Consider the following 23,030-nt stretch of genomic DNA (forward strand, 5'->3'; position numbering starts at 1 on the left):
TGAGTGGACTGCCGGAGCCTGCTGCATCATAGAGGGCTGCCCCGAACTTGCCATGATGACGACCACCAACGACACCCCCCAGGCCGCAGCACCCGCCCCCGCCCCCCTCGGCCCCGACGATTTCGACGCCCTCGACCAGGCGCTCGACGCCATGCGCGAGCATGACGAGGAAATTCCCCAGTGGGAGTTCTGCGAAGGCTTCATGGCCGCGCTGATCTGCACCCGCCGGCCCATCGAGCCCGCCGAATACTGGCCCGTGCTGCTGGGCGACGGCTTCGTGCCGGCCCAGCACATGGAGTTCGTCTGGAACTGGAAGCGCCGCTGGCTCGAAATCGAGGAGGGGCTGGACGCCGACGTGCAGTCGCTCGACGACGAACGCAGCTGGCAGCCCGAAGTGCTCGACACCCGCGGCGCCATCGCCTCGCTGCCCGAGGAAGAGCGCGCCGCGGTCGAGGGCGACGAAATTCCCTCCTTCGCGCAGGTCTGGGCGCTGGGCTTCATGTACGCGGTCGAAAACTGGCCCGAAGACTGGGCCACCCCGCGCGACAAGGACGCCGCGCAGATGCTCGACGATGCGCTCGACAACATCGTCGCGCTGACCGAGGACGACAAGGCCAAGCCCACGCTCTCGATGTTCAGCGACGACGGCCCGCCCAGCGTGAGCCAGCAGCGGCTGGACGATTTCGGCGCCGCCATCTGGGCCGTGTACGACCTGCGCCAGCTCTGGAAGAGCCTGGGGCCGAAGGTCGAGACCATCCGCAAGGAAGCGACCCCCGGCCGCAACGATCCCTGTCCCTGCGGCAGCGGAAAAAAATACAAGAAGTGCCACGGTGCCTGACACCAGGCCGGCCAGCGCAGCGCTGACGCCGCGCGCGGCGTGGGCCATGGTGCTGGCGCTTTGCGCCGGGGTGGCGCTGAGCCAGGCCTTTCGCACCGTGGGCGCCATCATGGCGAGCCCGCTGCAGGCCGACTTCAGGCTCTCGGCCCAGGCACTCGGCATTTTCTCGGGGGCATTCCATTTCGCCTTTGGCGCGATGCAGCTCTTCATGGGCATCGGCATCGATCTGCACGGCGTGCGGCGCACGGTGCTCGTCGCCTTTCCGATCGCCATTGCGGGCGCGCTGCTGTCGGCGGTGGCGCCCAGCTACCTGGTGCTGGTGGCGGGGCAGGCGCTGATCGGCATCGGCTGCGCGCCGGCCTTCCTGGTGTGCACCGTGTTCATCGCGCGGCACTTTCCGGCGGCACGCTTTGCCACCGTGTCGGGCCTGGTGCTGGCCATCGGCGGCGTCGGCATGCTGGTGACAGGCACGCCGCTCGCGTGGCTGGTGCAGGCGTATTCCTGGCGCGCCGGGTTCCTGGTGCTGGCCGTGGCCTCGGCGCTGGCTTGGCTCGCGATCTGGCACTGGGTGCACGAGCCCGCGTCGGCCGTTCCACGGACGAATGAATCCATTCCCGAGGCCATCCGCCAGTTCGGCGCGCTGCTGGCCATGCCGCACACGCTGGGCATCGTCCTGCTCGGCGCCGTGACCTACGCGGCGTTCATCTCGCTGCGCGGCTTGTGGCTCGGGCCGCTCATGATGGAGCGCCACGGCTATTCGCTGGTGCAGAGCGGCAACGTCGCGCTGGCAGTGTCGGTGATCTCGCTCTTCGGTGCGCCGCTGTTCGGGCGCCTGGACCGCGACGGCCCTGCGCGCCGCCGCTGGATCGTGGCCTGCGCGCTCGGCTATGCGGGCCTGTTTGCGCTCATCGCCTTCACGCATTCGGCTTGGCTGGACATCGGCGGCATGGTGCTCATCGGCATGCTCTCGGGCTTCATCGTCTGGCAATACGCCGACGTGCGCGTGGCCTATCCGGTCACGCTCACGGGCCGCGCGATGGCGGTGTTCACCATGGCGATGTTCCTCGGCGTGGCGCTCATGCAGTGGGGCACCGGCGTGGCGGCCTCGGTGGCCGCGGCGCATGGCGGCGATCCGCTCACGGCCGTGCTGGCCACCATTGCCCTGCTGCTGGTGCTGGGCATCGCGGCCTTCGCCTGGCTGCCCGCGCCAAAGGCCCAAGTCCTCAGATCTTGAAGGCGCGCTGGATGTCGGGCCGCACGAGGTCCGCGTATTCGCGGTGCTTGCGGATGTAGCCCGCGATGAACTGGCACACCGGGATCACGTGCAGGCCCTTGGCGCGTGCCTCATCGAGCACGTAGCGCGCAATGCCCGAGCCCACACCCTTGCCCTCGTGCTCGGGCAGCACCTCGGTGTGGGTGAACATGATGGCGTCGGTCAGCAGGTTGTATTCGGCGTAGGCCGCGAGCTGGCCCTCGAGCGTGGCTTCGTAGCGGTGCTGGGCTTCGTTGTTGGTGATGACGAGGTTGCTGTTGCTCATGGCTGGCGTGCGAGATAGGTGGCGAGGTTGGCGGCCGCGGTGGTGCGTACCTTGGTGCGCAGCATCGGTGTCCAGCCAAGCAGAAGACCGGGGGCGCCCAAGGCCTGGCGCGACCAGGTCCAGAACGCAAAGCTGTCGCGCTGCGTGGCAATCAGCCCGTCGGGCGTGAAGCCGAAGCGCGAATCCACGCTGTTGTCGACCAGCCGGCCGGTGGCGCTGAAGCGGTAGTGCGCGTCCCAGTGGGCCTGGCCGCTGGTTTCGTCGGCGTGCACGTCGCGCCAGGTCAGGCGCCAGACGTCGGCGCCCTTGGCCCGGGTGGCATCGCACAGCATGCGCCACATGCCGCCCACCTGGCGCCGGCCGCGCAGCGAAAAGGCCTCGTCGTCGAACGCCGCGTCGCTGGCATAGCAGGCGGCCATGGCGGGGGCGTCGAGCCATGCAAAAGCCTCGTAGAAGCGTTCGATGGTCTGGGCATTGGCTGCTGCTGTCATGTCATGGGGCCTCTTTTGTTGTGTCGGGGTGCGGGCCGAGCAGGCCCACCAATGTCTGGAGCGCGTAGTGCACCGTGGCCGCGCGCACCGCGGCGCGGTCGCCCTCGAAGCGGCGGCGCTCGGTGCGAACCTGCCCGCCGACCGACCAGCCGAACCACACGGTGCCGACCGGCTTTTCGGGGCTGCCGCCGGTCGGGCCGGCCACGCCGGTCACCGCCACTGCGGCCTGGGCCGCCGATCGCGCGATGGCGCCTTCGGCCATGGCGCGCGCCACCGCTTCGCTGACCGCGCCATGGGCTTCGATCAGCGCCGCATCGACGCCGAGCAGCTCGGTCTTGGCCGCATTCGAATAGGTGACGAAGCCGCGCTCGAACCACGTGCTGGAGCCGGCGAGTTCGGTGCACGCGCCCGCAATGAGTCCGCCGGTGCAGCTTTCGGCCGTGGCCAGCATCCAGCCCTTCTTCAGCAGCAGGTCGGCCGTGGTCGCCACCAGCGCGGGCGTGGCCTGGTCGGCAAGAAAGTTCGACGGCAAGGACGGTTCCATGAAGTTCACCATGCGCGCCAGAGCGCGATGACCAGCAGCGTGCAGAACGCCGCCACCAGGTCGTCCAGGATGATGCCGAAACCGGCGCGCCACCAGCGCACCTCGGTGGCATCGCGTTGCTTGAACAACCCGTCGGCCCAGGCCACCGGACCGGGCTTGGCCGCGTCGAAGAAGCGGAACAGGCCGAACGCCACCGCCTGCGCGAGCAGGCCCGCCGGCGTGACCAGCCAGAGAACGATCCAGAACGCGATCACCTCGTCCCACACGATGCTGCCCGGGTCCGCCACGCCCATGTCGCGTGCCGTGACGCTGCAGGCCCACCAGCCGATGGGCAGCGAGGCCAGGATGACCCAACCGATGGTGGCGGGCGAGAGCCAGAGCTGCATCACGGCAAAGGCCGCCCAGGCCCACAGCGTGCCGACGGTGCCGGGCGCGATGCGCGGCAGCCCCGAGCCGAAGCCGAGGGCGATGAAATGCGCCGGGTGAGACAGCAGGAAGCCTGTTGTCGGGCGGGGCGTGGCTTGCGGCATGGCGCCTGCGGAGGAGGAAGAAGAAGGGGAAGAGGCAGCTTGCATCAAGGCCAGAGTGTCGCGCATTCGGGGGCCTGTCCAAGACCCTCTATTTATCAAAGCAATAGCTTGTTTAATTCAGGGCAGAGGCCTAGTATCCGGGCCTTGCTTCGCTCCCGATCGTCCGCCACGGACCGCGCCAAATGACCGCTGCCTCATCCGACTCCCCTGCCGTCGCCGACCCTTCCTCGCGGCTGCGCCCGCTGCCTGCCACCGCCGCCTGGAGCGACCTGTTCCGCGGGCGCAACGGCTGGCGCGCCGTGGCTCTCACGGGCGGCGTCGCGCTGCATGCGGTCAACGTGCACATCGTGACCACCGTGCTGCCGTCGGTGGTGAACGAAATCGGCGGACTCGACTGGTATGCCTGGAGCACCACGCTGTTCGTGGTGGGATCGATCCTCGGCGCCACGCTGTCCGTGCGGCTGCTCGCCAGGCTGGGGCCGCGCGGCGCCTGCCTGGTGGCGCTGGCGGCATTCACCGCGGGCTCGATGGCCTGCGCGCTCGCACCGGGCATGTCCTGGCTGCTGGTGGGCCGCACGGTGCAGGGGCTGGGCGGTGGCTTGCTCGCGGCGCTGAGCTATGCGCTCATCCAATTGGTGTTCGCGCCGCGGCTGTGGCCTCGCGCGGTGGCGCTGGTGTCGGGCATGTGGGGCGTGGCCACGCTCTGCGGGCCCGCGGTGGGCGGCCTGTTCGCAGAGGCGGGGCACTGGCGCTGGGCCTTCTGGTCGCTGCTGCCGCTGGCGGCGCTGCAGGCGCTGCTGGTCATGGTGCAGCTGCGGCCCGCGGCCGGCGTACGGCACGAGCGCGCGGCCCGCATGCCGCGCATTCCCGCAGTGCAGATCGGCTTGCTCGCGGCATCGGTGCTGGTGATTGCGGCGAGCGAGTTCCTGCCGGCGCTCGCCTGGCAGGCCGCGGGCGTGGCGCTGGGTCTGGCGCTCGGCGTGGCCGCCACGCGGATCGACCGGCACGCCGCGGTGCGGCTGCTGCCCACCGGCGCCTACGCGGTGCGCGCGCCCATGGGCGCCATCTATGCGAGCGTGGTGCTGCTGTTGATCGGCACCACCACCGAGATCTTCGTGCCGTACTTCCTGCAATTGCTGCACGGCCATTCGCCATTGTCGGCAGGCTATCTCACGGCCGCGATGGCCGGCGGCTGGAGCGTGGGTTCGCTGCTGTCGTCGGGCCGCGGCGGCGCGGGCGCCGACCGCATGCTGCGCGCGGGGCCGGTGGCCTGCACGCTGGGGCTGGCCGCGCTCGCGTTGTTGCTGCCCGCGCCCGGCCGCTTCGGGCCGGGACTCGAAGCGCTGCTGGCCGGCCTTGCACTGGCGGCCGTCGGGCTGGGCGTGGGTATCGGATGGCCGCACCTGGTCACGCGCGTGATGTCGCTCGCTCCGGCCGGACAGGAGGGCCTGGCCTCCGCCTCGATCACGACCGTGCAGCTCTACGGCATGGCCGTGGGCGCGGCGGTGGCGGGGCTGGTGGCAAACGCAGCCGGCCTCTCGGAGCCGGGCGGTGCCGCGGGCGCCCGATCGGCCGCGCTATGGTTGTTCGCGAGCTTTGCAGTCGCGCCCGCGCTGGCGGCATGGCTGGTTGCCCGCTTCGTTGCGCCACGCCGCCGATGACGGACGGCGCCCTTCAGGCCACCACGCCTTCCCATCGGAGCTGCCGCCTCTGGCCCGCAAGGCGCCGCGCTTCTCCGCGCAGCAGCGCCACCAGCTCGTAGGCGTCGGGTGGCACATGGGCGCCGCGCCAGGCCACGTGCTGGTCGGCGCGGCACAGCACCAGGCGGTGCATGTAGGCGCGCGGCACCTCCGCGGCGTCGATGTCGACCACGGCCAGCGGCATGCCGTAGGCGCGTGCCGCGCGCTCGAGCGCCGACACGTCCGCGCTGCGGTCGAAACGCAGCAGCGTGTAGCCCGGGCCGAACGCGTCGTAGAGCGAGCGGCCGTCGGCCAGCCAGAAATGCGGCGCGCGGCAGCCCGGCACGGTGGAAGGGGTGAAGCCGCCCATCGAATAGGCCGGCGGCGCGTGCTCGCCATCGGCCACGATGATTGGCGAGCCGCCATAGAAGTAGCCGAAATTCAGGCCTGCGCAGCAGAACTGCTGCACGTTGAGTTCGTAGGCCTCGCGTCCGAGCTCGGCGCGCAGCGCATCGCCTTCGGGGCCGGGCGCCTCGATGTCCTGCGGCACGGCGCGGCGCGCGCGGATCATCTTCTGCGCATGGTCCATCGCGAAGTTCGACACCTGCTCGGTGATCGGCAGGCGCTCGGCTTCGTACGCATCGAGAATGCCTTCGTCGCCCCAGCCCCTCACAGAGGCCGCGAGCAGCCACGAGAGGTTGAGCGCATCGGCAATGCCTGCGTTCATGCCGTAGCCCGCGTACGGCACCCACAGGTGCGCCGCATCGCCCGCCAGGAACACGCGGCCTTCGCGGAACCGGTTGGCCACCAGGCGGCGGCCGATCCAGTCTTCCTTGCTGATGAGGTCGTACGAGAACTCGGGCCCGACGCCGAGGATGCTGCGCAGCGCCTGGTCGCGGTCGACCGAATCGAACTCGGGCTCCTCGGCGTTCAGGTGGTTGTGCACCAGCCAGGTCTCATGCCCGTCGATGGCAAACATCGTGCCGCAGCGGCGAGGGTTCATCGCGTAGTAGGACCAGGCCGGCTTGCCGGGAATCAGCGCGCGCAGCTGCGGTGCGCGGATGAGGGTCGACTGCACGCGCTGGATCACGGCCGTGCCCTCGAGCCTGGCGCCGATCTGCTTGCGCACCGCGGAGCCACCGCCGTCGCAGCCCACCAGGTAGCGGCAGCGGATGTGGCGCGTCGCGTGGCTGTCGAGATCGGTGGCCACCGCGCTCACGCCATCGCTGTCCTGCGTGAACGCCGTGAACTGGGTGCGGTTGAGCAGCTGCACGCCGGGCAGGGCGGCCGTGTGCTTGAGCAGGATCGGCTCCAGGTAGATCTGGTTGATGCGGTGCGGCGGTTCGGGCGTGGGCCACCAGGCGTCGGGCCCTTCGGTCTCGGTGTAGCGGTCGCGCCGGCACGGAATGGGAATGCGCGAGAGCTCCATGCCGGTCACGCTGGTGCGAAACGCCACGTCGTTGGGATAGTCCGCGGGCAGCCCCGCATCGCGCAACTGCTGCGCCACGCCAAGGCGCCGGAACTGCTCCATGGTGCGCGAGGAAACATGATTGCACTTCACGCTCGGCGGCTCGGCGAAATGGCGGGTTTCGCAGATGACCACCGAGACGCCGTGCGAGGCCAGGTCCATCGCGAGCGTGAGCCCCACCGGGCCGGCGCCGACGATCAGCACGTCGGCATCGAGCGTCTTGTCTGTCATGGCTTCTCCAGGCTTTCAGTCGAGCTTGATGCGGGCGTCCTGGATCACCCTGGCCCACTTCTTCGTTTCGGCGCGAATGTAGGCATCGAAGGCCTCGGGCGAGCCCGGCGCGGGTTCCACGCCCAGGTTGCGCATCGCGGCCTTGTTCTGTTCGTCCGCCAGTGCGGCGTTGATCTCGGCATTGAGCCTTGCCACCACGGCGGCCGGCGTGCCCGCGGGAGCCACCACGCCGAACCAGCCGGTGGAGTCATAGCCGGGCAGCCCGGCCTCGGCCACCGTCGGCACGTCGGGCAGCATCGGCAGCCGCTCGGGGCTCGTCACCGCGAAAGCGATCAGCTTGCCCGCCTTGATCTGCTGCAGCGCCGAGGGCAGGTCCACCACCGCAAGCGGAACCTGGCCCGCCAGCGCATCGAGCGCGGCCGGCCCGGAGCCGCGGTAGGGCACTTCCACCAGCTTGATCCCGGCCATCTGCGAGAACAACGCGGCCGACAGATGCATGGCCGTGCCGTTGCCGCCGTGGCCCACGGAAAGCGAGCCCGGCTTGGCCTTGGCAAGCGCGATCAGTTCGGCCTGCGTCCTGGCGCCCACGGAGGGGTGACCTACGATCACGAAGGGAATGGCCGCGAGCATGCCCACCGGCTTGAAGTCCTTGAGCGGATCGAAGGGCATCTGCGGATACAGGCTCGTGTTGGCCGACAGCGCACCGGCCGCGCCCACGCCCAGCGTGTAGCCATCGGCCGGCGCCTTGGCCACCAGCGAGAGACCCACGTTGCCGCCGGCCCCGGGCCGGTTGTCCACCACCACCTGCTGGCCGAGCTTCTCGTTCAGCCGCGGCACCAGCATGCGCACCACGCCGTCGGCGCTGCCGCCGGGCGGAAAGGTCACCACCACGCGAATCGGTTTGTTCGGAAAGTCGCCGGCCGGGGCTTGGGCCTGCGCGGGCAAGGGGCTGGCGAAGAGCGCGCAGGCCGCGGCCAGCAGCATCTGCCGGCGAAGTTCGTGCCGTGCCCTGCGGGCCGTCGTTGCCGTCATCGCATCCCCTTGATGTCATGTAGTTTTGGTTTGATGCGGATTGAACGATGCCCGCATTCATTCGTAAATCAAGAAATTCCGAATGAAATATCATCTTTTCTGATGAATACGAACTTCAGTCCTACGATCCGCCAGCTGCGCGCTTTTCTCGCCGTCCACCAGCTGCGCAAGCTCAGCGCTGCGGCGCAGCGGCTGTTCGTGACGCAGTCGGCGGTGAGCATGCTGATCCGCCAGCTGGAGGAAGGACTGGGCACGCGGCTGTTCGACCGCACCACGCGCTCGCTCAAGCCCACGGCCGCGGCGGAAGAGATGCTCGCCACGGTCGAGCGCGTGCTGCGCGACGTCGATTCGCTCTCGGCCGACTTTCGCGAACTGGCCACGCTCGAGCGCGGGCGCGTGACGCTGGCCATCACGCCGACGCTCGCCGCGATGCTGCTGCCCGACGCGCTGCGCATATTCAGCCAGCAGCACCCCAAGGTGCGCGTGCTGGTGAACGACTGCGCGCCCGACCAGTTCATTTCGCGCATCCTCGGCGAGCATGTGGATTTCGGCATCGGCACGCCCGAGCGGCCCGGCGCCGAGGTCGAGACGGAGCGCCTGATGCGCGACCACCTCGCGCTGGTGTGCCGCAGCGACCATCCGCTGGCCAAGGCGCGCGTGGTCCGCTGGACCGATCTCGGCCGCCACCCCGTGATCACCGTGCGTCCCGGCTATGGCGTTCGGCCGCTCATCGACGGCACCGCGGCCGAAGCCGGCGTGGCGCTGGACGTGGTCAACGAGGTGTCGTTCCTCTCGACCGCGCTGTGGATGACGGCCTGCGGCATGGGTGCGTCGATCATGCCCTCGGCCTTTGCACGGGCGGCGGGCGATCCGTCGCTGGTGATCAAGATGCTCAGCGCGCCGCGCGTGTCGCGCGACGTCTCGGTGGTCACCAAGCGCGGGCATTCGCTGTCGGCCGCGGCGCGCAGCTTCATCGACGTGCTGAAGCAATCGCTGTAGGCCACCGTAGACCGCTGCATGCCGTCCGACGTATTCGCCGGCGTCGTCGGCCATCGTATGCTCGGCGGCTCATTCTCAAGCGAAGGCATGGTCATCATGAAAAGAACCCTGGTCCGTTTCAACGCCTTGTGGCTGTGCCTCGCGTTCAGCGTGCTGCTCGCCGCCTGCGGCAGCAAGGAGGCGGAACAGCGCACCGCCTTCATCGGCTTCCTGCAGACCCGCGTGCTCGACAAGCCGGGCCTGCGCGTGCCCACGCTCACGGCCGACGAGAAAGCCTCTTTCGGCGACTATGCGCAGCACTACGCGGTGATTGCCGATTTCAACGAAGGCATGAACAAGTCGGTCGGCCAGCCGATGAGCCAGGTGATGGCCAAGGGCGCGCTGCGATCGGTGGCCGACCTGGCATCGCGCCGCGACGACCTCAAGGCTGCCAAGGACGGCCTGGGCGGCCTGCGCACCGCGCTCGACAAGGAGCTGGCCAAGGCCGACGCCGCGCATGCCGGGCTCAAGCAGCCGGACGACCTGAAGCAGGTCTACGACAAGGCTTATGAAAAGACCGTCGCGGCACCGGCCGCCACCTTCAAGGAGGTGTTCCCCGCGCTCGATTCCGTGTTCGACGGCGCGCTCGCGGTGGGCGACTATCTCGAAAAGAACAAGTCGAAGATCCAGGTGTCGGGCGCGTCCATGACCGTGAGCGATCCGGCCGTGCAGGCAGAACTCAACAAGATGCTGCAGGACCTCAATGGCCATTCGAAGGCCATCAACGCTGCCCAGACCAAAATGCAGGCAATGGTCCGCGGATCCTGATCACGCGAAGTGGTCGAAGGAGCCGAATCGCTGGGCAATCGGTGCCCCGCTGGCGTCCACGATGCGCAGGCCGGCATCGGCCTCGATGCGGCCGATGCGCGTGACGCGCGTGGCGCTCTCCTTGCCGGCTTGCTCGACCGCGGCACGCGCTGAAGGCGCCGCGGTGAAGACCAGCTCGTAGTCGTCGCCGCCCGAGAGCGCGCAGGTGCGCAGCACGTCGGTGCCGAGGCCCGAGCCCGCGGCGGCCGCCACGACGGACGCGGCCGCATCGGCGTCGAGCGTGGCGCCCACCCGGCTCGACGCCAGGATGTGGCCCAGGTCGCCGACGAGCCCATCGCTCACGTCCACCGCCGCGGAAGCCGTGCCGCGCAGGGCGAGGCCCAGTGCCACGCGCGGCGTGGGCTGCTCCATGCGCATCCGCGCCGCTGCGAACACATCGCCCGGCAGTGCGAGCGTGCCGCGAAACACCTCGAGCGCGAGCCGTGCGTCGCCGAGCGTGCCGCTGACCCAGATGTCGTCGCCGGTGCGCGCGCCCGATCGCAGCAGCGCCGCGCCGGTGGGCACCTCGCCGAACACCGTAATGCAGATGTTGAGCGGCCCACGCGTGGTGTCGCCGCCCACGAGTTCGCAGCCGTGTTCGTCGGCCAGCGCAAAGAGCCCGCGCGAGAAGCCTTCGAGCCAGGGCTCGTCGACACCGGGCAGTGCCAGCGCGAGCGTGAAGGCCAGCGGCCTGGCGCCGCAGGCTGCAAGGTCGCTGAGGTTCACGGCCAACGCCTTGTGGCCAAGCCGCACCGGATCGACGGTCGAGAGAAAGTGCCGGCCTTCGACCAGCATGTCCGAGGACACGGCGAGCTGCATGCCGGGCGCCGGTGCGAGCAATGCGCAGTCGTCGCCCACGCCGAGCGGAGAGCGCTTGGCGGGGCGTTTGAAGTAGCGTGCGATCAGGTCGAATTCACCCATGGGGCGAGCATAAGCGCTACGACACTCATGCCCGCGCGCGCCGGTTGGACATCACCACGTTGTCCTTCTCGATCGCCTGCCCGCCCTGCATGGCAGCGATCCAGGCCTCGGTGCTCGTCACGGCTGCGAAATTGCTGTGGAACACGACGCTGAACACGCGGTGGATCTCCTCGGCGCTCACCTGACCGGCCGCATTCGAATAAGGCAGCGCGCCGGTGGCATCCGACAGGAACTCCACGTTCAGCCCGCGGTGCATCGCCTCGAACACGGTCGATGCATCGCAGTTCTGGGTCATGTAGCCGGCCACGCTCAGCGTGTCGATCTCGTGGCGCGCGAGCCAGTCGGCAAAGTCGGTGCCGGTGAAGACGCTCGGGAAGGCCTTGGTGATCAGGTGGTCGTGCGGCCGCCTGGCGATTTCCGGATGCAGCTGGCCGTTGTGCGTGTCGGCCCGGAACACCGGGGCGCCCTTGGGCGCATGGTGGCGAACCACCACCACGGGCGTGCCGGCGGCATGGGCCGCGTCCATGGCCCGGGCGATGTTCGGCAGCGACTGCTCGACGGGCGGGTATTCGATCGGCAATCCGCCGCCTTCGAAATACTCGTTCTGCACGTCGATCACGACGAGGGCGCGGCGCGGTGCGGTGGTGTTGCTCATGGTCTTTCTGCTCCGTTGGATGTGTTGTGGAATGAGGTGATTGTTCCCGCCGGGGCGCATGCGAGAAAGTGGCCCGGAAGCCATTCATCGATAAGATCGGGCCATGCAACGCAAACCCGCCGAAACCATCGCCGTCGTGGCTTTCGACGGCATCAGCCCCTTCCACCTGTCCGTGCCGTGCATGGTCTTCGGCGAAGACCGTACCGAATCGGGCGCCCCGCGTTTTCGTCTCCAGGTGTGCGCCGCTCAGCCAGGCCAACTGCAAACCAACGCGGGTTTCACACTCGTGGTGACGCATGGGCTCGAAGCCATCCGGCGGGCGCAGATCGTGGTGGTGCCTTCATGGCGCGACGATGGGAGGCCCGCACCGCCCGCGCTCATTCGTGCATTGCAGGCGGCGCACCGCCGCGGCGCCATCGTGGTCGGGCTGTGCCTGGGGGCCTTCGTGCTGGCCGAGGCGGGCCTGCTCGACGGCCGCCCGGCCACCACGCACTGGAACCTGGCCGAAGCCTTTGCAAGGCAATATCCGAAGGTCATGCTGCAACCCGAGGTGCTGTATGTCGACGATGGCGACGTGCTCACTTCCGCGGGCACGGCCGCGGGCATCGACTGCTGCCTTCACCTGCTGCGCGTACGCTACGGCGCCGAGGCGGCGAACCGTGCCGCGCGGCGCATGGTCGTTGCGCCGCACCGAGAGGGTGGGCAGGCCCAGTACATCGAACGGCCGGTGCCTGCCGCGGCCGAGAGCGACCGCCTCGCGCCGCTGCTCGAATGGCTGGGCCGCCATCTCCACAGCCCGCATGAGCTGGACAGCCTGGCCAGGCGTGCGCTGATGAGCCGGCGCACTTTCACGCGGCGCTTTCGTGAAGCCACCGGCACCACGGTCGGCCAATGGCTGCAGAACCAGCGCCTGGCGCTGGCCCAGCGGCTGCTGGAGACCACCGGCCACCCCGTCGAGCGCGTGGCCACCGATGCGGGTTTCGGCTCGGCGGTATCGCTGCGAAAGCACTTCGTCGCGGCGTTCAAGACCTCGCCCACCGCGTACCGCAGGCAGTTCTCGCAGGAGGTCGTGGCCGCCTGAATCAGATCGATCAGGCGGCGCCGCGGAAGCGCAGCGCTGCCTGCCGCACCACCTCGGCCAGCAGGCGCTCCTTGCCCTGCTTCTCGCGCAGCCATCGCGCATCGTTGCGGTTGGCTTCGACGCTGGTGCGCAGTTCGCCCAGGGCCTGCGTGGCGTTGAGCGCCTCACTGTGCCATTCGAGCTGCGTCATCGTCATGAGGATGTGGTCGCGCAGCGGCATGTGCTGGCCGCTGGCCGGGTCCACGTACACCGCGTCGAGTCCGAAGCGGCAGGCCTGGAAGCGGTTGTAGGTGTAGACGAGGTAGTCGTCTTCCGTCGGCTCGAAGGGCTGCTCCTGCAGAAACCACGCGGCAAGCGACTGTACGTAGCCCGCCAGCGCGGCCGCGCGCTCGACGGTGAGCGGCGTGTCGAACACGCGGATCTCGATGGTGCCGAACTCCGGCTTGGGCCGGATGTCCCAATAGAAGTCTTTCATGCTGCGCACGACGCCGGTGCGGGTCATGCGCTCGAAATAGGCCTCGAACTCTTTCCAGCTCAAGGTGAAGGGCGCGCGGCCCGAGAGCGGAAACGCGAACACCGAATTGAGCCGGGCCGAGTCGAACTGCGTGTCCTGCCCCTGCACGAACGGCGACGAGGCCGACAGCGCGATGAAGTGCGGGATGTAGCGCGACATGCGGTGCAGCATCAGCAGCGCCGCATCGGCGTCGGGGCAGCCGATGTGCACGTGCTGCCCGAAGATGGTGAACTGCTTGCTCAGGTAGCCGTAGAGCTCCGACAGCTCGCGAAAACGCGGCTTGTCGTAGATGCGCCGCTCGTGCCATTGCTGGAACGCATGCGTGCCGCCGCCCACCACCGCGATGTTGAGCTTGTCGGCATTCTTGATCAGCGCCTCGCGAATGGGCGAGAGCTGCGTGATCACGTCCTGCGCCGAGTGGCAGATGTCGGTCGAGATCTCGATCATGCTCGAGGTCATCTCGGGCACCACGCTGCCGGGGAGCGGCGTCTGCGCCATCAGCCGCAGCATGTCTTCGGCGTAGGGCGCAAGGTCGTAGTCGTGCGTGTTGACGAGCTGCAGCTCCAGCTCCACGCCGAGCGACAGCGCTTCGGAGTGGTTGAAGGGCTCGAGCTTGACCACGCGGCGCGCGGGGTCCACGGGCAGCGGTGCGGAACGGAAGTCGTCGCTGTCCGCCGCGTTGGACATGTTGGAGTTGTCGGGAAAAGCCATGGCCGCGGTCATCGCTGCGTGTCCTCCGTGGTGCTGAAGGCCTGGGGCGTCCAGGGCACCGAGCTTTCGCCCACCGCATGGATGGCCACGGTGGCGATCACGGCACCCAGGACTTCCATCAGGAGAATCGAGGGCAGGGCCACCTGCGTGATCATGGTGCCGAGCAGTGGCGACGCGGTGGTGAAGTTCGAAGCGATGAGCAGCGCGATCGACGACAGTGGCGACATCGCGCAGCCGACCCAGAAAGCCTGGTTCCAGCTAGCGCCGCTGCCCGGGTTGGCAATGGCCACGCCGGCGATCTTGGCGAACAGGCGGATGCCGATCACCGCCAGCACCACGCTGGCCACCGGCAGGGTCCAGTCGGCCTGCGCCGCCACGATGGACACCAGCACGAACATCAGCATGGTGAGCAGCGACGAGGCCGTGCCGAGCTGCCGCTGCCAGGCCCAGGGCTTGGGGTTGAGCGTCTTGAGCAGCACCCCGCCGATCAGCGCGGCCAGCGGGGCGGAGCCGCCGACGTGGGCCGTGAGGGCGCTGGCGGCGGCGATGAGCGCGAGCAGCAGGATCGAGGTGTTCTCGCTCGTCGGGCTCATGAAGCGCAGGGCCGTGCGCAGCGCCAGCGCCAGGATGCCGCCGATCACGAACGAAAGGCCGAGCACCACCGCCACCGGATAGAGCTTTTGCAGCAGCGTCTGCGGCGCCCGCTCGATCAGGCCGGCCTGCGCATAGCCGAGCGTCAGCGCATAGAAGGTGTTGAGCGTGGCCAGCGTCATGGCGCGTTCGGTCACCGGCCCCGAGGCGCGGGTGTCGATGATCACGCGGCTCAGCACCGCCGGCGATGCCACGATGGCCATCAGCGCGATCGGGTTGGCCACCGGATCGGGCAGGCCCAGCAGCTGCAGCATCCAGAACACGCCGAAGTAGGTGAGCGTGGCTTCGAGCAGGCTTTGCACCAGCACCATCGGGTTGTGGCGGAACCAGCGCAGCGGCAGCCGGCCACCGGCCTCGAACAGCACCACGGCCGCGCCCAGTTCCAGCAGAAACAGGCTGATGCCGCGCAGCGGCCAGATGGCGCCTTCGAAGCCGGCCAGGCCGACCACCGCGCCGACCGCCGAATAGCCCACCACCTTGGGCAAGCCCAGGTAGCGCTGCACCAGGTGACCGGAGGCGGCGGCCGCGGCCAAGAGGAGCGACCACAGCACGGTCGGCAGGCCCGCCGAAGGGCGCAGCCACTCGGACCAGAAGCCCAGCAGGTCGTTGAAGAGACTCGTCAGATTCATGCAGGTAGAAAAAAGCTGATGGACCGGCTGCGCCAGCGTGCACGGATCGCGCCGCGGATGCGCACGCAGTCACCGAGGTTGACGCCGTGCGCGCGCAGCGCCAGACGAAAAGCGAAATAGAAAACCCACGCGCACGTCGAGCGCGCCCACTCCCTGGAATGGGCGCCACCGCTCACCGAAGCGAGGGCTGCCCGGCCGACAGTGTCGCATGGTGCCATCCCGGCGATGCAGGACAAAGGCGGTTTCTGCCGATCCCCTGATGAAGAAAGGAGTCAGGCCAGAAACACTGCGGAACCGGCTTTGCCGGGCCGCTGGTGTTGCCCCCGAGAGTACTAATGCAATACGCGCGAGACCGGTGCGCCGCCGATGTCCGCCTCCAGCACGAACATCGGAATCGGCACGTCGAAGCGCTCGCCGTCCTCGGTCACCACGAAATAGCTTCCGTGCATGGTGCCGCTCGGCGCCTGCAGGCGGCAGCCGCTGGTATAGCGGAACGATTCGCCTGGCGCCAGGAGCGGCTGCTGGCCGATCACGCCCAGGCCCTTGACCTCCTGGGCATGGCCCGAGGCGTCGTTGATGAGCCAGTGGCGGGCAATGAGCTGGGCACCGATTTCGCCCACGTTGGTCAGGGTGACGGTGTAGGCAAAGGTGTAGATCTTGTCCTTCGGCGAGGACTGGTCCGCGAGATAGCGCGGCTCTACTTGGACACTGATGGGGCTTTGCGGCATGCGCGCGATGGTAACTGGAGCCTTCTCTTGCGCTGCTTTCCGGGTTTTGCGCCGGCTGCGACAATCGGCGCATGAGCACGCCGTTCCGCATCGCCCCCTCCATTCTTTCCGCCGATTTCGCCCATCTGGGCGACGAACTGGGCAAAGTCATCGCCGCCGGCGCCGACTGGATCCATTTCGACGTGATGGACAACCATTACGTGCCGAACCTGACCTTCGGACCGATGATCTGCAAGGCCCTGAAGCCCTACGCCAAGACGGCGGACGGGGAGCCGGTGCCGATCGACGTGCACCTGATGATCCAGCCGGTCGACGCGCTGGCCGCATCTTTCGCGGAAGCGGGCGCCGACTACATCAGCTTTCACCCCGATGCCTCGCCGCACGTGAACCGCAGCATCCAGGCCATCAAGGGCGCGGGCTGCAAGGCGGGGCTGGTGTTCAACCCCGGCCTGGGCCTGGAAGCGCTCGACTGGGCCATCGACGACATCGACCTGATCCTGATCATGTCGGTGAACCCCGGCTTTGGCGGGCAGAGCTTCATCGATTCGGCGCTGCGCAAGATCGAACTCGCGCGCAAGCGCATCGAGCAGAGCGGCCGCGACATCCGCCTGGAGGTGGACGGCGGCATCAAGGCCGACAACATTGCGCGCGTGGCTTCGGCCGGCGCCGACACCTTCGTGGCCGGCAGCGCGATTTTCAACGCCAAGGACTACGGCGCGGTGATCTCGTCGATGCGCGAGCAGCTCGCCGGCGTGGGCAAGAAGTAAGTCCGGCTCAGCGCTTGACCTTGTCGTTGTAGACGCGGTCCGTCACGGGGCCGCGGTCGGTGTCGACCGTGCCGCGCTCGATGTCGTCATGGCCCCTGCGGCCCACCTCGGGCGGCTGCCCGTCCTGCGCTTCCTGGCTGTCCGAAGACTGGTCATGTTCGTGGGGCAGGCGCGGCGCCGAATCGCCGCCCTGTTCGATCTTGGTGTCGCCGCCGCCGGCGTCCCGCACCGGGTCTTCCGGGGTGCTGGGTTCCTTCGGACGGGGCTTGCTGCTGGTCATGGCGCTTTCCTTCTCGATGGGGTCAGGCTGAAGCCTGCATGGCACCCGGCGCGCTTCCGGTAGGACAGGCGAGGCATGCCCTGTAGGCCCCCCGCGCCGGACCTCGGGCGGCCTTGCTTGCGGGTCATGTGGATGATTGCGCCGCTATGAAACGAGTAGCAGCTTTGCGCCAAGGGCAAGGCCTCCGCAATAATCGCCCGCATGTCCTCCGATCCTTTTGCCGGCGCCGCCACCGACAGCCTGCGCATCCACACCGTGGCCTCGCTGAACCCCGGTCCCCGGCTGCTCGTGATGGGCGGGGTGCATGGCGACGAAACCTGCGGCACCGTGGGCATCGAGCGCGTGTTGGCCGAACTCGACAGCGGCTCGCTCCAGCTGCTGCAAGGCCAGCTCACCCTTGTGCCCGTGGCCAATCCGCTCGCGCGGCGGCGCCTGCAGCGCGAAGGCGAGCGCAACCTCAACCGCCTGTTCAAGCCGAGCGAGGCGCCTGCCGACTATGAAGGCCGCGTGACCAACCTGCTGTGTCCGGTCATCGAGCGGCACGACGTGCTGCTCGACCTGCACTCCTTCCAGAGCGAGGGCGAGGCCTTCGCGATGATTGGCCCGCGAGACAACGCCGGCCAGCTGGAGCCCTTTGCCCGCGCCAGCGAGGAGGGGCTGCTCGCACTGCACCTGGGCACGCCCATCGTGGTGGAAGGCTGGCTCGACATCTACGCCGCCGGACTCGCGCAGCGCGCGGCCGGCGCTGCGGTCGGCGACGACGCGCTCGACTTCGGCCGCGGCACCAACGAATACATCCGCAACTGCGGCGGCTATGGCGTCACGCTCGAATGCGGCCAGCACCGGGACCCGCAGGCGCCCGAGGTGGCGTGGCGCGCCATTCGCCGCGCCCTCGCGCTGCTCGGCATGGCGCCGCTGCCGCCAGGGTTGGCGATCGAGCCGCCCAGGCCGCCCCAATTGCTGCGCCTTTCGAGCGTGACGGACCGGCTCGATGAGGAAGACAGCTTCGTGCGCGACTGGGCCACCTTCGATCCGGTGCAGCGCGGCGAGCCCATCGGCATGCGCCACGACGGCACGCTGGTGAGCGCGCCGGACGACGGGTTCATCGTCTTTCCCAATGCGCTGGCGCTGCCCGGCGCCGAATGGTTCTACTTCGCGCGTCCGAGCGAACGCGTGCTCGGCCCCGTGGCCAGCGCCGCCAACGTCGCATCGGCCTGAAGCATCCCTCCTTCCCCCTCTGGGGGAAGGCTGGGATGGGGGCAGGCAGAGCGCTCGGTGGGCACGCCGCATGCCCCCATCCCAGCCCTCCCCGGGAGGGGAGGGAAAAAATACCGGCCTGGGCCCTACGGCGCGCGCCGCCGCGCTCCTACATCGCGCAACGGCCCCGGGCGAAAGTCTGGAGGCCATGGCAGTCTCGAAAAAGGCACCTCTGCCGCGCATCACCCATGCCGAGCGCGTGATCGATGCCGCGAGCGGCATCACCAAGGGCGAGCTCGCGGCCTACTACGCCACCGTGGCGCCGTTGATCCTGCCGCACCTCGAGGGCCGCCCCGTGGCGCTGGTGCGCGCGCCGGAGGGCGTGGGCGGCGAGCTGTTCTTCCAGAAACACGCGCAGCACAGCGACATCGCCGGAATCAAGCTGCTCGATCCGGCACTGGATCCGGGGCACGACCCGCTGCTGCAGATCGACACCGCGCAGGCATTGCTGGGCGCCGCGCAGTTCAACACCATCGAGCTGCACACCTGGAACGCCACCTCGCGCGCCCTCGGCAAGCCCGACCGCATGACCTTCGACCTCGATCCGGGCGAAGGCGTCGACTGGCAGCAGATGCAGGAGGCGGCACTGCTGGTGCACGTGCTGCTGGACGAACTGGGCCTGCCGGCGTTCGTGAAGACCAGCGGCGGCAAGGGGCTGCACGTGGTGGTGCCGCTCCGGCGCCAGTTCGGCTGGGACGAGGTCCGGGGCTTCTCGCGCGCCATCGTCGAGCACCTGGCGCGCACCGTGCCGGAGCGATTCGTCGCCAAGAGCGGTCCGCGCAACCGCGTGGGCAAGATCTTTGCGGACTATCTTCGCAACGGCTTCGGGGCCACCACCGCCAGTGCCTGGTCGGCGCGCGCCCGCCCGGGCCTGGGCGTGTCGGTGCCGCTGGCCTGGGAAGAGCTGCCGGACCTGGGTAGTGCCGCGCACTGGACGGTTGCCAACATCGGCGAGCGACTGGCCGTCGGCAACACGCCCTGGAATGCGATGGAACGCAGCCGCACGGCGCTGGGCGCTGCGATGCGGACGCTGGGCTACCTGCCGTAGCGCACGGGGCCTACTGCGGGATTTCGTCGGTCGTCACTTCGAAGCGCTGCAACGAGTTGACGCCGAACACCATGGTGATCGGCACGTCGGCCGCATCGCGTCCGCGCGCAATCACGATGCGCCCGATGCGCGGCACGTTGTGGCGCGCGTCGAAGGTGTGCCAGCGCTCGCCCAGGTACACCTCGAACCAGGCGCTGAAGTCCATCGGATACGGCACGGGCGGAATGCCGATGTCCCCGAGATAGCCCGTGGCATAGCGCGCCGGAATGTTCATGCAGCGGCACAGCGTGATGGCCAGGTGGGCAAAGTCCCTGCACACGCCCGTGTGCTCGCGAAAGCCCTCGAGCGCGGTGCGCGTGGGCCGCGCGGTCTGGTAGTCGAAGCGCAGGTGCTCGTGCACGAAGCTGCAGATGGCCTGCACGCGGTGCCAGCCCGGCGCCACGCTGCCGAAGGTGTCCCATGCGAACTGCAGCAGTTCGCTGTCGACCTCGCAATAGCGGCTCGGCAGCAGGAAGGGCAGCGCCGACACCGGCAGGTCGGCCGCCGCGTGTTCGACGGCGCCGTAGTCCACCGGGTCGGCCCAGCCGGGATCGAACACCACCGCATGGTTGCGCAGCCGCACGCTCGTCACGCCCGCGGGAATGCGCACGCGCGCGCAGTGGTTGTCGAAGCTGTCCATGAAGTAGTCGGTGTGCAGCGCCGGGGTGATGGTGATGTGCTCGCCGTCCTGGAGATCCGCCGCGCGCGAGGGATGAACCTGCAGCATGTAGATCAAGGCCGTGGGTGCCGTGACGGCGAGCTCGATGTCGAAACCGATCCTGATCTGCATTTGCTTTTTCCCTGTGTGTGAATCGTGTGTTGTCGGTGTCGTGCAAGCAGGCTTCATGCCGTCTGCGCCGATGCTATCGAGAGCCTCGTGCCGCGGCACGCGGGCGGATACGCCAGGCGCCGTAGGCGGGGGCCAGGGGGTGTCGGTGCGCTCCTACCTTTTTGGCGCCGCCTCTCCCACACCCGAGGGCGAGCCGCCACTACGGGTAACAGTGTGAGAAAAACATAACCTTTGGATTCGCTCGCAACCGCCTCGCGATCTCGCTTTGGTCGCTTCATGGAGGCTGCAGCGCAAGCATCGAGTCATTGAAATCTGATCTGCTGGAGCGAATCATGGAGTTTTCTTCGCTGTTCGATTCACTCACCGGTGCCTGGGGAGATGAAATCCTTTTTTGGGTGGTGGCCGCCGTGGCGGGCTTCATTTGCCTGATTGCGCTGGTGAACGTGCTGGACCTTTTTATCGACAACGAAGTTGACCCTCCCATGAAAGATCATCGATGACGCCTCAGAACAAGGCCGCCGCCGGACGCCGGTCAAAGGCCACGGATGGCAGCAATGCCAAGCAGCAGCAACTCGATGGCTTCGCGACCGATCATGCGCCCAATCTGACGACCAACCAGGGTCTTCAGATTCCCGACAACCACAACTCGCTCAAGGCCGGGTTGCGCGGGCCCACGCTGCTCGAAGATTTCATCCTGCGCGAGAAGATCACGCACTTCGACCACGAGCGCATTCCCGAGCGCGCGGTGCACGCGCGCGGCTCCGCGGCACACGGCTTCTTCCAGGTCTACAAGTCGATGTCGCAGTTCACCTCGGCCGACTTCCTGCAGGACCCGGATGCGAAAACGCCCGTTTTCGTGCGTTTCTCGACCGTGGCCGGCTCGCGCGGTTCGGCCGACACGGTGCGCGACGTGCGCGGCTTTGCCGTCAAGTTCTACACCCGCGAAGGCAATTACGACCTCGTGGGCAACAACATGCCGGTGTTCTTCATCCAGGACGCGATGAAGTTCCCCGACCTCATCCACGCCGTCAAGCCCGAGCCGCACCACGAAATGCCGCAGGCCGCGAGCGCGCACGACACCTTCTGGGACTTCGTCTCGCTGATGCCCGAGAGCACCCACATGCTGATGTGGGCGATGTCGGACCGTGCCATTCCGCGCAGCCTGCGGATGATGGAAGGCTTCGGCGTGCACACCTTCCGCTTCGTCAACAACCGCGGCGAGAGCCACTTCGTGAAGTTCCACTGGAAGCCGAAGCTCGGCATCCATGGCCTGGCGTGGGACGAAGCGCAGAAGATCGCGGGCAAGGACCCCGACTTTCACCGCCGCGACCTGTGGGAGGCCATCGAGCGCGGCGACTTTCCCGAATGGGAACTGGGCGTGCAGCTCATCGCGCCGGACAAGGCGCAGTCGCTCGGCTTCGACCTGCTGGACCCGACCAAGCTCATTCCCGAAGAGATGGTGCCCGTGCAGCGCATCGGCCGGCTGGTGCTCAACCGCAACCCCGACAACTTCTTTGCGGAAACCGAGCAGGTCGCGTTCCATCCGGGGCACGTGGTGCCCGGCATCGACTTCAGCAACGATCCGCTGCTGCAGGGCCGCCTGTTCTCGTACACCGACACGCAGATCTCGCGGCTGGGCGGCGCGAACTTTCACGAGCTGCCCATCAACAAGAGCGTGTGCCCGTTCCACAATTTCCAGCGCGACGGCATGCACCGCCAGACCATCTCGCGCGGCCAGGTGGCCTACGAGCCCAATTCGCTCGGCGACGGCAAGGAGTTCAGGGTCGACGGCGGCAGCGTCGGCTTCCAGGCGTATCCCGATGAGACCGGGGGGACCAAGGTGCGCCGGCGCAGCCCCACGTTCGACGACCACTTCACGCAGGCGCGGCTGTTCTTCAACAGCCAGAGCGCAGCCGAGAAGGAGCACATCGTGGCGGCCTTCCGCTTCGAGCTTTCGAAGGTGGATGTGCCGGCGATCCGGCAGCGCATGGTCGACAACCTCGCGCACGTCGACGAGAAGCTCGCGCGCCGCGTGGCCGAGCCGCTGGGCATCGGTGCGCCTGACGCCAAGGCCGCCGCGGGCCGCGCAGGCTTTCGTGAACACCGCATGACATTGCCGATCGAGGAATCGCCCGCGCTCAGCATGGCCGACACCGGCGACGGCTCGATCCGCACGCGCAAGATCGCGATCCTGGTGGCGGACGGTATCGACTCCGCATCGCTCAAGCCGATCCGCGATGCGCTCGAGCAGGCCGGCGCGCGCTGCAAGGTGGTCGGCCCGCGCCTGGGCACTGTTGCCAGCGCATCGAAGCGGCAGATCGACATTGACATGACCTTTGCCAACGCACCTTCGGTGATGTTCGATGCCGTGCTGGTGCCCGGCGGCAGCCTGGGCGCCGCGGCGCTCGCGGGCACGGGCGATGCCGTGCACTTCGTGCTCGAGGCCTACAAGCATTGCAAGGCCATCTGCACCGTGGGCGAGGGCGTGCGGCTGCTGTCGACACTGGGCATTGCCGCCGACACGCCACCGGGCAGCCTGCCTCCCGGCGTGGTGGTGGCCGCCACCCCGGTGACCAACCTCGGAGACGCCACTGCGGCCACGCAGATCGCGCAGGACTTCATTGCCGCGATCGCCAAGCATCGCCATTGGGACCGCACCGACATCGATTCGGTCCCCGCATGAAATAGTCCTTTTGCGCTAGACCGTCTTGCGAATAGGCGGGGCGCAGGGCCGCTTCTAGACTTTCCCCACGAGGCCTGAAC

General features: G+C 68.3%; 24 protein-coding genes and 1 pseudogene. 11 read left to right on the plus strand and 14 right to left on the minus strand.

The features are described from left to right. Positions 1 to 55 precede the first annotated feature (55 nt). Positions 56 to 838, plus strand: a complete 783-nt coding sequence (locus ACJ7Z0_RS18685) for a UPF0149 family protein (protein ID WP_434791032.1) — start codon at positions 56 to 58, stop codon at positions 836 to 838. 46 nt (positions 839 to 884) lie between these two features. After that, on the plus strand, positions 885 to 2,072 hold the full coding sequence (locus tag ACJ7Z0_RS18690) for an MFS transporter (protein WP_434792688.1): 1,188 nt from the start codon (positions 885 to 887) through the stop codon (positions 2,070 to 2,072). Here ACJ7Z0_RS18690 and ACJ7Z0_RS18695 read toward each other — a convergent pair. From ACJ7Z0_RS18695 to ACJ7Z0_RS18710, 4 genes are read right to left on the minus strand one after another with little or no spacing between them, the layout of a single operon-like run. After that, positions 2,062 to 2,376, minus strand: a complete 315-nt coding sequence (locus ACJ7Z0_RS18695) for a GNAT family N-acetyltransferase (RefSeq protein ID WP_431125381.1) — start codon at positions 2,374 to 2,376, stop codon at positions 2,062 to 2,064. The two genes, ACJ7Z0_RS18690 and ACJ7Z0_RS18695, sit on opposite strands and share 11 nt — an antisense overlap. Then, on the minus strand, positions 2,373 to 2,867 hold the full coding sequence (locus tag ACJ7Z0_RS18700) for a nuclear transport factor 2 family protein (RefSeq protein WP_434791033.1): 495 nt from the start codon (positions 2,865 to 2,867) through the stop codon (positions 2,373 to 2,375). The genes ACJ7Z0_RS18695 and ACJ7Z0_RS18700 overlap by 4 nt, the downstream gene beginning before the upstream one ends. Position 2,868: 1 nt before the next feature. Next, on the minus strand, positions 2,869 to 3,423 hold the full coding sequence (locus ACJ7Z0_RS18705; protein WP_434791034.1) for a CinA family protein: 555 nt from the start codon (positions 3,421 to 3,423) through the stop codon (positions 2,869 to 2,871). Then, positions 3,417 to 3,941, minus strand: a complete 525-nt coding sequence (locus tag ACJ7Z0_RS18710; RefSeq protein WP_431132354.1) for a phosphatidylglycerophosphatase A family protein — start codon at positions 3,939 to 3,941, stop codon at positions 3,417 to 3,419. The genes ACJ7Z0_RS18705 and ACJ7Z0_RS18710 overlap by 7 nt, the downstream gene beginning before the upstream one ends. Positions 3,942 to 4,123: 182 nt before the next feature. On the opposite strand from ACJ7Z0_RS18710, the gene ACJ7Z0_RS18715 reads away from it, so the two are divergent. Next, a complete protein-coding gene (locus ACJ7Z0_RS18715; RefSeq protein ID WP_434791035.1) occupies positions 4,124 to 5,602 on the plus strand; it encodes an MFS transporter in 1,479 nt (492 codons plus the stop codon). Between the two features lie 13 nt (positions 5,603 to 5,615). On the opposite strand, the gene ACJ7Z0_RS18720 is transcribed toward ACJ7Z0_RS18715, so the two are convergent. After that, the gene (locus ACJ7Z0_RS18720; RefSeq protein WP_434791036.1) at positions 5,616 to 7,319 is read right to left on the minus strand and encodes an FAD-dependent oxidoreductase; all 1,704 of its coding nucleotides are present in this window, start codon (positions 7,317 to 7,319) and stop codon (positions 5,616 to 5,618) included. Between the two features lie 15 nt (positions 7,320 to 7,334). Beyond that, positions 7,335 to 8,351 carry a Bug family tripartite tricarboxylate transporter substrate binding protein gene (locus ACJ7Z0_RS18725; protein ID WP_434791037.1) on the minus strand — a complete coding sequence of 339 codons (1,017 nt, stop codon included), beginning with the start codon at positions 8,349 to 8,351 and terminating at the stop codon, positions 7,335 to 7,337. A 102-nt stretch (positions 8,352 to 8,453) separates the two neighbouring features. Between ACJ7Z0_RS18725 and ACJ7Z0_RS18730 the strand changes: the two genes are divergently transcribed. Beyond that, positions 8,454 to 9,350 carry a LysR family transcriptional regulator gene (locus ACJ7Z0_RS18730; RefSeq protein WP_431125369.1) on the plus strand — a complete coding sequence of 299 codons (897 nt, stop codon included), beginning with the start codon at positions 8,454 to 8,456 and terminating at the stop codon, positions 9,348 to 9,350. A gap of 96 nt (positions 9,351 to 9,446) precedes the next feature. Beyond that, positions 9,447 to 10,157, plus strand: a complete 711-nt coding sequence (locus ACJ7Z0_RS18735) for a DUF3053 domain-containing protein (protein ID WP_434791038.1) — start codon at positions 9,447 to 9,449, stop codon at positions 10,155 to 10,157. Here the strand turns inward: ACJ7Z0_RS18735 and thiL are convergent, their stop codons facing one another. Further along, a complete protein-coding gene (gene thiL / locus ACJ7Z0_RS18740; protein ID WP_434791039.1) occupies positions 10,158 to 11,117 on the minus strand; it encodes a thiamine-phosphate kinase in 960 nt (319 codons plus the stop codon). A 25-nt stretch (positions 11,118 to 11,142) separates the two neighbouring features. Beyond that, positions 11,143 to 11,772, minus strand: a complete 630-nt coding sequence (locus tag ACJ7Z0_RS18745; RefSeq protein WP_434791040.1) for an isochorismatase family protein — start codon at positions 11,770 to 11,772, stop codon at positions 11,143 to 11,145. 103 nt (positions 11,773 to 11,875) lie between these two features. Here ACJ7Z0_RS18745 and ACJ7Z0_RS18750 point away from each other — a divergent pair, with 103 nt between their 5' ends. Continuing rightward, positions 11,876 to 12,853, plus strand: a complete 978-nt coding sequence (locus tag ACJ7Z0_RS18750) for a GlxA family transcriptional regulator (RefSeq protein WP_434791041.1) — start codon at positions 11,876 to 11,878, stop codon at positions 12,851 to 12,853. Positions 12,854 to 12,863: 10 nt separating this feature from the next. Here ACJ7Z0_RS18750 and ACJ7Z0_RS18755 read toward each other — a convergent pair whose 3' ends face one another. The 4 genes and pseudogenes from ACJ7Z0_RS18755 to apaG all read right to left on the minus strand — a co-directional run bounded on the left by ACJ7Z0_RS18755 (position 12,864) and on the right by apaG (position 16,086). After that, positions 12,864 to 14,090, minus strand: a complete 1,227-nt coding sequence (locus tag ACJ7Z0_RS18755; protein ID WP_431125359.1) for a YbdK family carboxylate-amine ligase — start codon at positions 14,088 to 14,090, stop codon at positions 12,864 to 12,866. Further along, positions 14,087 to 15,358, minus strand: a complete 1,272-nt coding sequence (locus tag ACJ7Z0_RS18760) for a cation:proton antiporter (RefSeq protein ID WP_431125357.1) — start codon at positions 15,356 to 15,358, stop codon at positions 14,087 to 14,089. Before ACJ7Z0_RS18760 ends, ACJ7Z0_RS18755 begins: the two co-directional genes overlap by 4 nt. Then, a pseudogene (locus tag ACJ7Z0_RS18765) lies at positions 15,355 to 15,508 on the minus strand (hypothetical protein); the annotation flags it as partial. The pseudogene ACJ7Z0_RS18765 and the gene ACJ7Z0_RS18760, both read right to left, overlap by 4 nt. Before the next feature lie 182 nt (positions 15,509 to 15,690). Continuing rightward, positions 15,691 to 16,086 carry a Co2+/Mg2+ efflux protein ApaG gene (gene apaG / locus ACJ7Z0_RS18770; protein WP_093020830.1) on the minus strand — a complete coding sequence of 132 codons (396 nt, stop codon included), beginning with the start codon at positions 16,084 to 16,086 and terminating at the stop codon, positions 15,691 to 15,693. Positions 16,087 to 16,157: 71 nt separating this feature from the next. Between apaG and rpe the strand changes: the two genes are divergently transcribed. Continuing rightward, positions 16,158 to 16,853 carry a ribulose-phosphate 3-epimerase gene (gene rpe / locus ACJ7Z0_RS18775; protein WP_434791042.1) on the plus strand — a complete coding sequence of 232 codons (696 nt, stop codon included), beginning with the start codon at positions 16,158 to 16,160 and terminating at the stop codon, positions 16,851 to 16,853. A 7-nt stretch (positions 16,854 to 16,860) separates the two neighbouring features. Here the strand turns inward: rpe and ACJ7Z0_RS18780 are convergent, their stop codons facing one another. Further along, positions 16,861 to 17,133, minus strand: coding sequence for a hypothetical protein (locus ACJ7Z0_RS18780; RefSeq protein ID WP_431125353.1), 273 nt, complete (start codon positions 17,131 to 17,133; stop codon positions 16,861 to 16,863). A gap of 201 nt (positions 17,134 to 17,334) precedes the next feature. Between ACJ7Z0_RS18780 and ACJ7Z0_RS18785 the strand changes: the two genes are divergently transcribed. Both ACJ7Z0_RS18785 and ligD read left to right on the plus strand, forming a co-directional pair. Further along, positions 17,335 to 18,351 (plus strand): M14 family metallopeptidase, encoded by a 1,017-nt coding sequence (locus ACJ7Z0_RS18785; protein ID WP_434791043.1) that lies wholly within the window; start codon positions 17,335 to 17,337, stop codon positions 18,349 to 18,351. 187 nt (positions 18,352 to 18,538) lie between these two features. Beyond that, positions 18,539 to 19,438 (plus strand): non-homologous end-joining DNA ligase, encoded by a 900-nt coding sequence (gene ligD, locus ACJ7Z0_RS18790; RefSeq protein ID WP_434791044.1) that lies wholly within the window; start codon positions 18,539 to 18,541, stop codon positions 19,436 to 19,438. A gap of 10 nt (positions 19,439 to 19,448) precedes the next feature. Here ligD and ACJ7Z0_RS18795 read toward each other — a convergent pair whose 3' ends face one another. After that, positions 19,449 to 20,267 (minus strand): transglutaminase-like domain-containing protein, encoded by an 819-nt coding sequence (locus ACJ7Z0_RS18795; RefSeq protein ID WP_434791045.1) that lies wholly within the window; start codon positions 20,265 to 20,267, stop codon positions 19,449 to 19,451. 305 nt (positions 20,268 to 20,572) lie between these two features. Here ACJ7Z0_RS18795 and ACJ7Z0_RS18800 point away from each other — a divergent pair, with 305 nt between their 5' ends. Together ACJ7Z0_RS18800 and katE are read left to right on the plus strand one after the other, a co-directional pair. After that, positions 20,573 to 20,767 carry a hypothetical protein gene (locus tag ACJ7Z0_RS18800; protein WP_431125345.1) on the plus strand — a complete coding sequence of 65 codons (195 nt, stop codon included), beginning with the start codon at positions 20,573 to 20,575 and terminating at the stop codon, positions 20,765 to 20,767. Next, on the plus strand, positions 20,764 to 22,950 hold the full coding sequence (gene katE, locus ACJ7Z0_RS18805) for a catalase HPII (protein WP_434791046.1): 2,187 nt from the start codon (positions 20,764 to 20,766) through the stop codon (positions 22,948 to 22,950). Before ACJ7Z0_RS18800 ends, katE begins: the two co-directional genes overlap by 4 nt. Positions 22,951 to 23,030 lie beyond the last annotated feature (80 nt).

The sequence above is a fragment of the Variovorax palleresanus genome (assembly GCF_051144945.1).
Taxonomy (GTDB): domain Bacteria; phylum Pseudomonadota; class Gammaproteobacteria; order Burkholderiales; family Burkholderiaceae_C; genus Variovorax; species Variovorax paradoxus_S.